9 protein-coding genes and 1 tRNA gene are annotated in these 12,691 nt (G+C 64.6%); 3 read left to right on the top strand and 7 right to left on the bottom strand.

The window, feature by feature from the left end; translation table 11 throughout:
* The first annotated feature begins 1 nt into the window (after position 1).
* On the top strand, positions 2-847 hold the full coding sequence (locus NT151_01115; protein MCX6537523.1) for a polyphenol oxidase family protein: 846 nt from the start codon (positions 2-4) through the stop codon (positions 845-847).
* A gap of 71 nt (positions 848-918) precedes the next feature.
* On the opposite strand, the gene NT151_01110 is transcribed toward NT151_01115, so the two are convergent.
* The 7 genes from NT151_01110 to larB form a co-directional block, all read right to left on the bottom strand.
* Positions 919-1,377 (bottom strand): ribonuclease HI family protein, encoded by a 459-nt coding sequence (locus NT151_01110; GenBank protein MCX6537522.1) that lies wholly within the window; start codon positions 1,375-1,377, stop codon positions 919-921.
* A gap of 161 nt (positions 1,378-1,538) precedes the next feature.
* Positions 1,539-2,282 carry a C4-type zinc ribbon domain-containing protein gene (locus NT151_01105; protein ID MCX6537521.1) on the bottom strand — a complete coding sequence of 248 codons (744 nt, stop codon included), beginning with the start codon at positions 2,280-2,282 and terminating at the stop codon, positions 1,539-1,541.
* Positions 2,283-2,290: 8 nt separating this feature from the next.
* A tRNA-Ile gene (locus NT151_01100) sits at positions 2,291-2,366 on the bottom strand.
* An 80-nt stretch (positions 2,367-2,446) separates the two neighbouring features.
* Complete coding sequence (gene rpoD / locus NT151_01095; GenBank protein ID MCX6537520.1) at positions 2,447-4,129, bottom strand: RNA polymerase sigma factor RpoD; 1,683 nt, start codon at positions 4,127-4,129, stop codon at positions 2,447-2,449.
* A gap of 12 nt (positions 4,130-4,141) precedes the next feature.
* A complete protein-coding gene (dnaG, locus tag NT151_01090; protein MCX6537519.1) occupies positions 4,142-5,905 on the bottom strand; it encodes a DNA primase in 1,764 nt (587 codons plus the stop codon).
* Positions 5,905-8,403, bottom strand: coding sequence for an endonuclease MutS2 (locus NT151_01085; protein ID MCX6537518.1), 2,499 nt, complete (start codon positions 8,401-8,403; stop codon positions 5,905-5,907). Before NT151_01085 ends, dnaG begins: the two co-directional genes overlap by 1 nt.
* A 161-nt stretch (positions 8,404-8,564) precedes the next feature.
* Positions 8,565-9,323: a nickel pincer cofactor biosynthesis protein LarB gene (gene larB, locus NT151_01080; protein MCX6537517.1), complete on the bottom strand. Its 759-nt coding sequence runs from the start codon at positions 9,321-9,323 to the stop codon at positions 8,565-8,567.
* Between the two features lie 613 nt (positions 9,324-9,936).
* Here larB and NT151_01075 point away from each other — a divergent pair.
* Both NT151_01075 and NT151_01070 read left to right on the top strand, forming a co-directional pair.
* A complete protein-coding gene (locus tag NT151_01075) occupies positions 9,937-12,012 on the top strand; it encodes an ATP-binding protein (GenBank protein MCX6537516.1) in 2,076 nt (691 codons plus the stop codon).
* The gene (locus NT151_01070; protein ID MCX6537515.1) at positions 12,009-12,683 is read left to right on the top strand and encodes a response regulator transcription factor; all 675 of its coding nucleotides are present in this window, start codon (positions 12,009-12,011) and stop codon (positions 12,681-12,683) included. Before NT151_01075 ends, NT151_01070 begins: the two co-directional genes overlap by 4 nt.
* Positions 12,684-12,691 lie beyond the last annotated feature (8 nt).

Raw genomic sequence — 12,691 nt, 5'->3', positions numbered from 1 at the left:
TATGCCCGAACTCCAGACCTCCGATGCGTTCGAGTGGGTGCGATACCCGTGGGGCCAGGCGCTGCGCTGCCGGCCGCTGGCTGACGTCGCCCACCATTGTTTCACGACCCGCCGGCCCGTGATTCCATTGGGCGACGGCGTCATGGGCGACGCCTGGCACAGCATCGCGCTGGCCTTTGGTCTGCCGCGCCACGCCATCGTCCGGCTTCGTCAGGTCCACGGCGCTGGGGTCATGACCATCAGAACGACTGATGCCATACGCGCGTCGATCGACGAGTGGGGCGCCGCCGATGCCGCGGTGACCGACAACGCCGCGGTGGCCCTCAGCGTCAGGACGGCCGACTGCGTTCCCTTGTTGATTGGTGATCGGAGAACGGGCGCGGCCGCGGCCATTCACGCCGGATGGCGCGGTGCGGTGTCGGGAGTGGTCATCGCCGCCGTGCGCGAACTCGGACGGGCGTTTTCGGCCAACCCGGCCGATCTTGTCGCGGCCGTTGGACCCAGCATCGGACCGTGCTGCTACCGGGTGGGCCCCGAACTGCGGGACCAGTTTCTTGAGGCCGGCCACCCGATGAGCGGCCTCGAGCGCTGGTTTACACCTTCGGCGCCCGTCGTCGCGCGGCGGGGGGTGCCCGGCTCGGAACCGGTTTCGCCTGACGGTCGTGCGCCTCTGTGGCTCAACATGTGGAGTGTCGTCTCGGATCAACTGGTGCTGGCGGGTCTGGCGGCAGACAACGTGCACGTCGCGCGGCTCTGTACGTCCTGCGGCCGCGACGTGTTCCATTCGTACCGGGTCGATGGGCCAGGCGCCGGACGGATGGTGGGGGTGATACGGATGAGGGACTAGGGATTCGGGAGTCGGGATTTGGGAGTCGCGAGGACCCCGTAGGGCCGACCCCCGTGTCGGCCCGGCACGGTTCAGAACAATCGCCCGATCGGCGGCCAGGTTCCGCCGGCTTGTTTCTGGCTTCCGGCTTCTTGCGTCTTCCCCTCATCCATCGCCAGGTTCGCCAGCGCGTCGGCCTCCGCGTTCTCCTCGCGCCTGACGTGCACGAACCGCACGCGCCCCAGCCGGCTTGTGAGCTGCCGGGCCTCGGCATGGAGCGTCTTCAGGCCGGCGTTCTTGACGCGGTACTCGCCTTTCATCTGGCAGACCAGCAGCAGGGAATCCGACCTGATCGTGATGTCCTGGTAGCCGTGTTCAATGGCGTAACGCAGCGCCCCCAGCAGGCCGCTGTACTCGGCCACGTTGTTAGTGGCAACACCAATCGACTCGTGGAGTTCGTCGACCAGCTGGCCCGCGCTGTCGACTATCCGCACGCCGTAACCGGCGGGACCGGGATTGCCTCTGGAGCCGCCGTCAATCCAGAAGACCATTAGCAGTCCATGGTGTAAGTGCGTCGTCGCACCGAGACCGGTGATGCGCCCGGATGACAAGGCGCGAGACGCGAGAATATCGGGAATATTTGAGCGTTGAGCAACGCCGTTAGCCGGAATGCAGCGCCGGTCGAATGCAGACGGACTTGCACCATGGGCTGCTATGCGTCGGGCGGGGGGTTGGTGTTGGGGGCGGGCGGTGGACCGGTGAAGTAGAGGATTCGCTGGCAGCTCTCGCACTGGAAGATCATCTCGTTGCGGCGCAGATCGTTGTAGGCCTGCGGGCGCATGCGCACCCCGCACACGCTGCACCGCCCCTCCTGCACCGTCGCGATGGCCGTGATCCCACGATACTTCATCACCTTCTCGAAAATCGTGACCACTGACCGATTCATCTGGGCCATCAGCGCTTCACGGTCGGCGGCCAGGCGCACCGTCGCGGCCTGCGCCTCGGTGAGGTGGGCCCCCAGTTCCTTCCGCTCGGCTTCGATGGCGACCGTCTGCTCGGCGAACGCCTTTTCGGCACTCTTGACCTGTCGCGTCACCTCGTCGAATTCGATCATGCGCTCCAGCAGGCGATCCTCAAACTTCTGGATCTCGTGCTGGGCGACCTCGATCTCCTTCTGCATCGCCTGGTATTCGCGGTTGGTCTTGACCTCCATCAACTGGTTCTTGAACCTCGACAACCGGCCCTGTTGCTCCGCCAGATCCTTCTCGAGCTCGCGCCGGCTGGCCTGGTTGACGGCGAGGTGCTGCCGCTCATCATCAAGCGTTTTCTGGGCTGCAGCCAGCCTGGCGTCGAGTTCCTGCTGGCGAACAGGTTCGTCGGTGACTGTACGACGCGCCTGTTCGGCCGCGTCCTCCAGTTGCTGAAGACGGATGACGCGTTCAAGGTCAGGATGCATATCGGTTCTGGTGGGCCCACCAGGATTCGAACCTGGGACAGGCCGGTTATGAGCCGGCGGCTCTAACCACTGAGCTATGGGCCCGTAACAGTTTACTAGAACCGGTTTCATAACCCGTTCGAGCGGCCCGAACAGGCCGCCGTACGCAGGTTATGAAACCGTCCCTATTGAGACCGTCCCTCGAGAAATGCACGCAGCTTTCGGCTGCGAGACGGGTGGCGCAGCTTGCGGAGCGCCTTGGCTTCGATCTGGCGGATGCGCTCGCGCGTCACCGCAAAATTCTGGCCCACCTCTTCGAGCGTGTGTTCGGAGCCGTCGCCGACGCCGAACCGCATCTTGATCACCTTCTCCTCGCGCGGAGTGAGCGTCTTGAGCACCGAGTCGGTCTGCTCCTTGAGGTTGAGGTTGATGACCGCTTCGGCCGGCGACACCACGTTGCGATCCTCGATGAAGTCGCCGAGATGCGAATCTTCCTCCTCGCCGATCGGGGTCTCGAGCGAAATCGGCTCCTGGGCGATCTTCAGCACCTTGCGCACCTTGGACACCGGGATATCCATGCGCAGTGCGATTTCCTCGGAGGTAGGTTCGCGCCCGAGTTCCTGCACGAGCGATCGCGACGTCCTGATGAGCTTGTTAATCGTCTCGATCATGTGCACCGGGATGCGGATCGTGCGCGCCTGATCGGCAATGGCCCTGGTGATGGCCTGGCGGATCCACCATGTCGCGTAGGTCGAGAACTTGTAGCCGCGCCGGTACTCGAACTTGTCGACGGCCTTCATCAACCCGATGTTGCCTTCCTGGATGAGATCCAGGAACTGCAGGCCGCGGTTCGTGTACTTCTTGGCGATCGACACGACCAGGCGGAGGTTGGCCTCGACCAGCTCCTTCTTGGCCTGTTCGGCCTGGGCCTCACCGCGTCGGATCGTGTCGAGCGTCTGGCGCAGGTAGACGGGCGTCTCGCCCAGATCGTCGGCCAACCGCTTGACCTCGCCGCGAAGCTCGCGATGCTTCGCCATGGCCACCTTGCGGTCGTCTTCCTTGAGGCGCGCCCGGCGGCTCTTGGCGGTCAACTGCTTGTCGATCTGATCGGCGTCCCGCTGGACGCGCTGGACGCGCTCCACGGCTTCCTTGATGTCCTCGATCAGCCGGCGCTTGACGCTCTCGGTGAACTCGATGACGCGGATCAGCTGCGAGACCCGGATGCGCGCCCGCATCGCCTTCCACCGCACCCGGCGATACTTGCGCTTGTCCTTCTTGGGCGTCGCGTCGAGTTTTTCCTGGGCCTTGTCGTACAGCACGCGGGCCTTCTTGACGGCATCGGTCTGCCGCAGCACCTCGCGTGTGCGCTCCTCGAGCCGCTCGTCGGTGATCTCCTCGTCATTGAAGATCACCAGCTCGCGAATCGTCCGCTCGCCCAGCTTGAGCTTGTCGCCCATCTCGATGACCCTGGCGGCCACCGTCGGCGTGCGTGAGATCGACTTGATTACCGCCAGCTTGCCGCGCTCGATGCGCTTGGCGATCTCGACCTCGCCCTCGCGCGTGAGGAGCGGCACGGTGCCCATCTCGCGCAGGTACATCCGGACCGGATCGTTGGTCTTGTCGAGCGCGCCCGGCGTCAGGTCGAGCTCGAGATCATCGCCGTCCGGCTTCTCCTCCCGGAACTTCTGGTCGGAGTCGACCACCTCGATCCCGGCGTTGCCGAACGTGCTGAACAGATCATCCAAATCGTCCGCCGAGGTGATGTCGGCACGCAGCAGGTCGTTGACCTCGTCATAGAGCAGGTAGCCCTTCTCTTTGCCGATGATGATGAGCTGCTGTACTTCGTCGAACTTGTCCTCGATCGACAAGGCGTCCTCCCGTTATGTTCCAGTAATCTCCAGCGCCGCGATGCGCTGGAGCAGTTCACGTTTCTGCTGCCACAATCTATCAATATCCGATCCGCCGCCCGATTCCTGGAGACGGTCGATTTCGCGCTGCACGGCGGCGTTTTGACGCTCGAACCGGAGGCGCCGGAGCGCCTGCGCGCACGCCAGCGCCGGGGCGGTCGCATGGGGTTCTGCCGCGATGCCCGTCGCCAATTGGGCCTCTTCAGTACTTAGACGCTCCAGGAGTGCCGCCGGTAAGAAATCCGCCTCGGATTGCGCCAAGTCCAATGCCTGCTGCAAGATCGGGGCGGCCGCCAGCGCGTCCACATCCTCGCGATCCAGGGTGACCAGCGCACGGACAGCCTCGTCGGGTTGATTCAGCAGCGCCCAGATCAGGCCCCGTTCGGCCGGTTTCAGGTGGCCGAGCGAGGGCATCTCGCGGGTGCCGACCGTCGTGCGGCGCTCGACCGCCGCTTTGCGGATTTCGTCGCGGACCACCGATTCTGTAATCCGCGCGCGGTGGGCAATCCGGTCCGCGAACTGGTCCCGGGCGGCCGCGTCAGGAATCCGCGCCGCCACGCCCAGCATCTCCTGCAGGAACTCCCGGCGGCTGTCGTCCTTGCGCAGGTCGTGCGATGCGACCGTGCGGTCGAGCAGGTACTCGAGATACGGCGTCGACTGCTGAAGCTGCGCGGCGTACTGGCGCCCGCCTCGCTTCTGGATGAACGCGTCTGGATCGTCCCCACCCGGCAGGACGGCGACGTTCACCTGGAAGCCCTCCGCCACGAGCATCTCGCACGACCGCGCCGCAGCAGTCTGCCCGGCGGCATCCGGGTCGAAGCTCAACACGACTTTCGACACGAACCGCCTCAGCAACTGCGCCTGCTGCGTCGTCAGCGCCGTGCCGCACGAGGCCACCACGGGCAGCCGGCATTCCTGCAGCACCTGCGCGAAATCGAAGTAGCCCTCGACGAGCACCACGAACCCGGTGGTCCTGAGGAACGGTTTGGTGTGGTTCAGGCCGTACAACGTCCGGCCTTTCGTGTAGATCGGCGTCTCGGGCGAATTCAGGTACTTCGGTACCTGGTCGGGGTCCATCGCCCGTCCGCCAAACGCCACCACCGAGCCCGCGTCGCGCGCAATCGGGATCATCAGGCGGTTGCGGAACCGATCCACGATCTGGCCGTTGTCGCGTTCGACGACGAGGCCTGATCGGATCAGCAGGGGCATTGAGAAACCCTGTTCAAGCAGCCGGCTCTTCAGCGCGTCCCTGGCCGAGGTCGCATAGCCATGTCCGAGCGTCGCAATCGTCTCGGGTGTCAGGCCCCGCGCCGTCAACTGCTGGCGCGCCCGCGCGCCACCAGGCCCCTCGAGCTGTTCGCGGAAGTACGCCGCCGCCACCTCGTGGATCTTGAGCAGCGTCTCGCGCTCGCGCGTATCGGCCTCATTGGCATCGGGCCCGGTCTCGGGGATCGTCAGCCCCACCTTGCGTGCCAGGTGGCGAACGGCCTCGGCAAACCCGATCTTCTCGTGCATCTCCACGAACTTGATCACGTCGCCGCCCACGCCGCAGCCGAAACAGTGGAAGAACCCCTTGTCGGCGTTGACGTGAAACGACGGGGTCTTCTCGCCGTGGAAAGGGCACAGGCCCTTGTAACTGGTCCCGGCCTTCTTGAGCGACACGTATTCCTGGATCACCTGCACGATGTCCGCGCGTGTCCGCAGGTCGTCGATGAAGGTGGACGGAAACAGTGCCACTAGTCTTTCAACTCCGCCACCGTGACCCCTCCGCCGCCCTGTTCGGACGGGGCAGGTTGATGGTGTGCCACCAGTGGGTGGCGCTGGAGAAACTCGCCAATTGCGCGACGCAACTGCCCGGTGCCGTGCCCGTGGATGATGCGCACGGACCGCTCGTCGCTCATGAGCATGTCGTCCAGGAATCGCTCCACACGGCCCAGCGCTTCGTCGACCGTGCAGCCAATCACGTTGATGTCGGTCCCGATTGCTTCACGGGCCTGCACCTGCACGCTCACATTGACACGGGGAGCTGTCGCGACCGCCGCTCCGGCAACCACGTGCAGTTCGTTGGCACGCGCCCGAAGCCGCTTGCCCCGCACATCGATCTCGGCTTCGCTCCCATGAATGGCCACCACGCGGCCCTCAAGTCCGAGACCCTTGAGCGTGACCCGATCGCCGACGACGGCTGCCGCCCCGGTCTCGACTGCCTGTGGCCCCGCGTGATTGTCGGCGCTCTCGCGGATCCGCTCGGCCAGTTTGTCCAGTGCCGCGCGCGCCTCAGCCTTCGCGGTTCCTGCCTCACTGGTCGGCAACTGTGCCCCGTGCTGCGCGCGCCGAACCGCCTCCGCGTTCAACCGCTCAACCTGCTTGCGCAGATCGTCCACCACCCGATCGATTTCCTGCCGGGCGGCGCGCACCCGGGTCTCGAGTTCCTCGTCGACGCGCTGCCGTACGCGGTCTTCCTTCTCCTTCAACGCCTGCTCGCGCGTCCGCAGGCGCGATTCCGATTCGGCCAGCGCTTCCCGCTCGCGCCCGACAAGGCGCTGCTCGTGCTCCAGATTCCGGATATCCGCGTCGATCTTCGCGAGGTGCTCCGCCAGTTGCGCTTCGCGCGCGCTGATGTTGCGCCGCGCCTCGTCGAGAATCGTCGGGTTGAGTCCAAGCCGCCCCGCGATCTCGAGCGCCAGACTCCGGCCGGGCGTGCCGTAAATCAGTCGATACGTTGGCGCAAACGTGTCGGCGTCGAAACCAAACGCGGCGCCCGCCACGCCTTCGGTGGTGGCCGCATACGTCTTCAACTGCTCGTAGTGCGTCGTCGCCACCAGGTGCGCGCCGCGCTGCCGCAGATGGTCGACGATGGCGAGGCCGAGCGCGCCGCCTTCGATGGGATCGGTGCCCACGCCCACCTCGTCGAGCAGCACCAGGGCCGGCAGCGTCAGCGACCGATCCATCTGCACGATGTTGGTCATGTGCCACGAGAAGGTGCTCAAGCTGTTGGCAATCGACTGTTCGTCGCCAATGTCGGCGAACACCGACCTGAAGACCGGCAGCCGCGACCCACCTGCGGCGGGTACGTGCAGGCCGGCCTGCGCCATCAGCACGAGCAGCCCCGCGGTCTTGAGCGCGACGGTCTTTCCGCCGGTGTTCGGCCCTGTGATCACCAAGGCGCTCGTGGGCGGCACCATCCGAATGTCGACGGGCACAGGATCGGCTGTGCGCGTTGGGCCGTTCTCGTTCGTGTCCCCCTCGGCCGCCGTTCCTGAGGTCCCAGACCGCTTGTCCGTCAGCCGACTCGTCACCGCCGGCATCAGCAGCGGGTGGCGCGCCGCAAGCAGTTCGAACGTCCCGTCGCCCGACATCGCCGGCTCGACGCCATTGATGACCGCCGAGAACCGCGCCTTCGCCTGAATGCAGTCCAACTCGGTCGCCGACTCAATGGTCCGCTGCAGGTCGAGTGCCCGTCGGCGAAACTGATCGGTCAACTGCAGCAGGATTCGCCGGACTTCCTCGGCCTCCTGCTGCTCCAGCGCCACGATGTCGTTGTTGATCTCGACCGTGCTGAGCGGTTCGAGAAACAGGCTGGCGCCGCTGGCCGAGCTGCCATGGATGATGCCCGGAATCGCGGACCGATGCTCGGCCCGCACCACCAGCACGAAGCGGCCGTTGCGATCCGTGACGATCTGATCCTGCAGGTACTTGGCCGTGTCCTTATTGCGCAGGAACGACTCGAACGTGCCCCGCAGCCGCGTCCGCTGGCGGCGGAGCCGATCGCGCAGCGTACGCAATTCCGGCGTCGCCTCATCGATCACCTCGCCAGACGGATCGATCTTGTGCCGTGCCTCGGCGGTCTCGGCCCGGAACGACGCGCCGGATTCGGCCAGCGACTTGAGCATCGGGAACAGCCCTTCTGCCCGCTTGATCGCCGCGCGTGTCGCCTCCGCCGATTCGAGGTAGTCCGAGAGCGCGATCAGCCGGAGCGGTTCGAGGGCGCGCCCTTCAATGGCGAGGCTTGCCAGGATTGACGGCAGGTCCTTGGGCGCCGTCAGCGCGAAACCTCCGACCTGCTCGTTGAACCGAACCCCCTCGGATGTGGCAGCCAGCCACTGCGCCACCCGGCGTGGATCAGACGAGGGGCGCAGGTTGGCGAGCCGCGCCGCCCCCAGCGGGGTGGCGGCGAACCCGCACACGACATCGATGATGCGTGTGAATTCGAGCGCCTGCAGGACGGCTGGATGCATGATCCGTCAGGAACACCTGGGGTTAAACCGAAGGGGTTGACCCCCTGTACACGGCCGACCGCCTTCGGCCGGAGGAAAGCCCTTTACATTAGCACAGTGGCCGAAACACCCGCAACCTTCAAATATCGGTCGCCGGGCGGTTGGTGTCAAGGGCTTTCTGGCTATAAGTGATTGATTTGACTGGCGATGCAGGCCGCACCGAAGCCGTTGTCGATGTTGACCACCGCCACGCCCGGCGCGCAGGAGTTCAGCATCCCGAGCAGGGCAGCGACCCCGCCGAAACTGGCGCCGTAGCCGACGCTGGTGGGCACGGCAATGACCGGCACCCGCACCAGCCCGCCGATCACGCTAGGCAGCGCCCCTTCCATGCCCGCGACGACGATCACCGCCCGGGCGGCATCCAGCCGGTCGCGGGAGCTGAGCAACCGGTGCAGGCCGGCGACGCCCACGTCGTAGAGCCGATCCACGGCGTTGTTCATCACTTCGGCGGAGAGAGCGGCTTCCTCGGCAACGGGCTGGTCCGACGTGCCCGCCGACGCGATCAGAATGGTGCCTGTGCCCCGGGGGATGTCGTCCCGGCGCCACGCGATGATCCGTGCCACTGCATGATACGTGGCGTCGGGCACCTTGGCCGCGACCGCCTCGTACGCGGCTTCGCTGGCTCGGGTCACCAACAGCGTCTGACCGCGGCTCGCGATTCGTTCGGCTATCGCCGTAATCTGCTCGGGGGTCTTGCCCAGCCCGAAGATCACCTCAGGCATGCCAAGCCTGATGGCCCGGTGATGGTCGACGCGGGCAAATCCCAGATCTTCGAAGGGCAGGGCGCGCACGTACTCGGCCAGGCGCGACTCGGCGGCCTCCAGCGACAGCGACCCGTCCTGCAGTTGCGCGAGCACCTGGTGGATGAGGGGTGGGTTCATCGAGCGGCCCGTCGTTTGGACGCACGGCACATGGGGGCTATGATGGCTGATTGCAAACCCCATGTCGATAACGGCTGCGTTTCCTGAGCAAAAAAGCAGTTTCCGCGAGGTTGTCTAAGAATTGCCTAATACTCGGTGGTAGGAAGGTTCTGTCTGTTCACGGGAACTCAAAATCCCGTGGGTTACACCCTCGTGAGGGTTCGATTTCCTCCTCCGGCACCAGCTATCAAGCACTTGCAGGAACGCCACTGGCCGGCAGGATCCATGCGCCCAGGCCAATGTGCCTGGTTTGTGCCCGTGGCTGGTCCAGCATTACGAGCGATGTGACCCATCGCATGATCCCCAAGTCAACATCGCACACTGATTAGGGTCGAGGTCTCGACAGCGCTTGTTTCTGTGCAACTTCCTGCGTACGATGAGCCGCGTCGGGTGCCGCTGACGGTCGTGTCTCCGCGTTGCGGTTCCTCCCCCGGGTGCCCCGCGCTCCCGGTGGAGCTTCCGAGCATGGAGCGGGCGAAGTGGCTCTTTCGGAAGATGGATCGACCTGTCCGGGAGTCAGACGATGTCGTGACGTGTTTCCGTGACGGCACCGTGACGCTCCGGAAGAACCGGCGTGCGTGGCTTTACCGAGTCCTTGAAGGAGATTGGTTACCGAGGAATTCGTCGCATCATACTTGCGATGAGCGTGCCTATCATGTTGCCGAGACAATGGATCCGTTCGCCCTATCATCTGCTTTGGATATTTTTGTCGATCACCTTGGTCCTGGCTGCGACACTAGGCTGGCTGGGTTGGCAGTTGCTGCAGCAGGATCGCGCGTTGTCGAGGCAAAGGGCGCAGGAACGTGTGGAAGTTGCCGCCGACCTCATCACGGCTGCGCTCCAACGGGATCTGTCGGAGCTCGAACAAGACCTGGCCCACCTTGCAAATATGAGCGAGGAGGGCTTGGCTCGGGATTCGTTGGAATTCTCGCGCAATCTGCCCGGCGACTCCGTGCTGCTTCTTTTCAACACTGACGGCGTAGAACCCCTGCCGAACGATCGACTCCTCTTCCACCCCTTCCTGACACCTGCGAAGGAGCCTCCGCCCGCACTCTTTTCGGCCGCGGAAGCACTCGAGTTCCAGCGAGGCGACCACAATGGCGCAATATCAGCTCTAACGGAAGCGTCGCTTGCGGCAGATCCGCAGATTCGTGCCGCAGCTTTGACTCGCATCGCGCGGAACTGGCGAAAAAGCGGACGCTGGGAGGAAGCGACGCGTGCCTATGGAGAACTGCGCGCACTCGGGCCGGTAACAGTTGGTGGACTGCCGGCTGAACTTCTGGCACGCGACGCCCTGTGTTCTCTGCTCGAGGAACGTGGCGAAATGGCGCGTTTGAAAGAGGAAGCCTCCGCCTTGTACGCAGATCTTGGCCGAGGCCGCTGGAGAATCTCCGAGGCGGCCTACGTCTATTACGCCGGCCAGACGCGGCAGCGCACGGGAGCTGCTTCTGCTGACGACACCCGATTGGAGGCTATGGCCCTATCTGAAGCAGCCCAGGTGCTCTGGGGCGAATGGCAAAGGGTCAGACAGGGAGAGCCTGCCGGCGGGGGCCGTCGGGTACAGCGGCTTGCCGAACGGCCGGTTCTGATCGCATGGTGCTCGTCGGCGGATCGCATGGCGGCGCTGGCCGCCGGCGCTGATTTCCTGGAATCGGCCTGGCTGCACGCGGTCAAGCCGATGCTGGCGAATCACGGCGCGGTGCTGAGTCTGATTGGTGCGGATGGCCAAGCAGTCTGGGGAGATGCGCCGGCTGCCGAGAATCGAGCTTCTGTACGACTGGGCTCTGCCACCCGGCTGCCCTGGATGATTCAGGTATCAGCCTCTGCGAATCCGACTGAGAGCGATAGCCAAATCGTCCGCCGCAGGCTCCTGACGGCGGGATTTCTTCTCATCTTCCTCCTGGTCATATCGGGAGTCTATTTCATTGGCCGTGCGGTCACGAAGGAGTGCCAGGTCGCCCAGCAGCAGTCCGACTTTGTCGCCGCCGTTTCCCACGAGTTCCGGACGCCTCTGACATCACTTTGCCAGTTTACCGAATTACTGGCCAAGGACCGAGTCGAGGGCGAGGAGGATCGTCGGCGTTTTTATGGGGTGCTCGCCCGCGAAAGCCAGCGCTTGCGCCGCCTGGTCGAGGGGTTGCTGAACTTCGGCCGCCTGGACGCCGGCGCGCTCGATTATCGCTTCGAGACGCTCGATCCGGCAGTTCTGACTCGACAGGTGGTCGCAGAGTTTGAGGAGGAGGGAAATTCCCGTGACCACCACATCGAGTGCAACGAGGATACTCCTCTCCCGCAGGTGCGCGTAGATCGTGAGGCGCTCGGCTGCGTGATCTGGAATCTGGTTGATAACGCCGTCAAGTACTCCCCGGACCAGCCCGCAGTGTGCGTCCGCATCGGGCGGGCGGGCGGCCGCGTGAGCATCAGTGTGCACGATGAGGGAGTTGGCGTCGCCCGCGCGGAACAGACTGCGATCTTCAAGAAATTCACCCGCGGAGCAGCAGCCAGGGCTCTGCATGTTCGCGGGACCGGGATCGGCCTCGCCATGGCACACCAGATCATTCATGATCATGGAGGAGAGATCACGGTGGACAGCGAACCGGGCAAAGGCAGCACATTCACCGTTGTCCTGCCCGTTGTGGAACCATCATGACCAGGATCCTTATCGTCGAAGATGACACCAATATCGCGCTGGGCCTTCAGTACGACCTGAAACTGGAGGGCTATTCCGTTGAGGTGGCTGCCGATGGGGACGCAGCGTGCCGGCGGGCACGCGAGACGTCGTTCGACCTCATCGTGCTCGACATCATGCTGCCCAGGAAGGATGGCTTTGCCGTCTGCCGCGAACTGCGGCGGGCCGGGCTGAAAACTCCCATCCTCATGCTGACCGCGAAAACGGCAGAGGCGGAAAAAGTGCTGGGCCTGGAGATGGGAGCCGACGACTACGTCACCAAGCCTTTCAGCCCCCTGGAACTGCGCGCCCGCATCAAGGCGCTACTGCGCCGCGGCGCGCCCGATCAACTGGACGTGTGTGTGTTCGACGGATTCGAGGTGGACTTCGACCGCTGCGAAGTCCGGCGTTCCAGGACGCACGTGGATCTGACGCCGACCGAATTCAGGCTGCTGGCGACGCTGATTCGGCGCAAAGGTCATCTGTTCACGCGCGAGCAACTGCTCGATGCGGTCTGGGGAGTGGGCAACTACCCCACCGATCGCGTTGTCGACAACCACATGATGAACCTGCGCCGGAAGATCGAAGCCAACCCGGACGCGCCCCGGCACCTGATCTGCTCCCGCGGTCTCGGCTACCGGTTCGAAGACTAGCCGAAATC

The sequence above is a fragment of the Acidobacteriota bacterium genome (assembly GCA_026393675.1).
Lineage (GTDB): Bacteria > Acidobacteriota > Vicinamibacteria > Vicinamibacterales > JAKQTR01 > JBAXOX01.
Note: the sequence above shows the minus strand (reverse complement) of the source record. Positions and strands in the feature narration are given on the sequence as shown.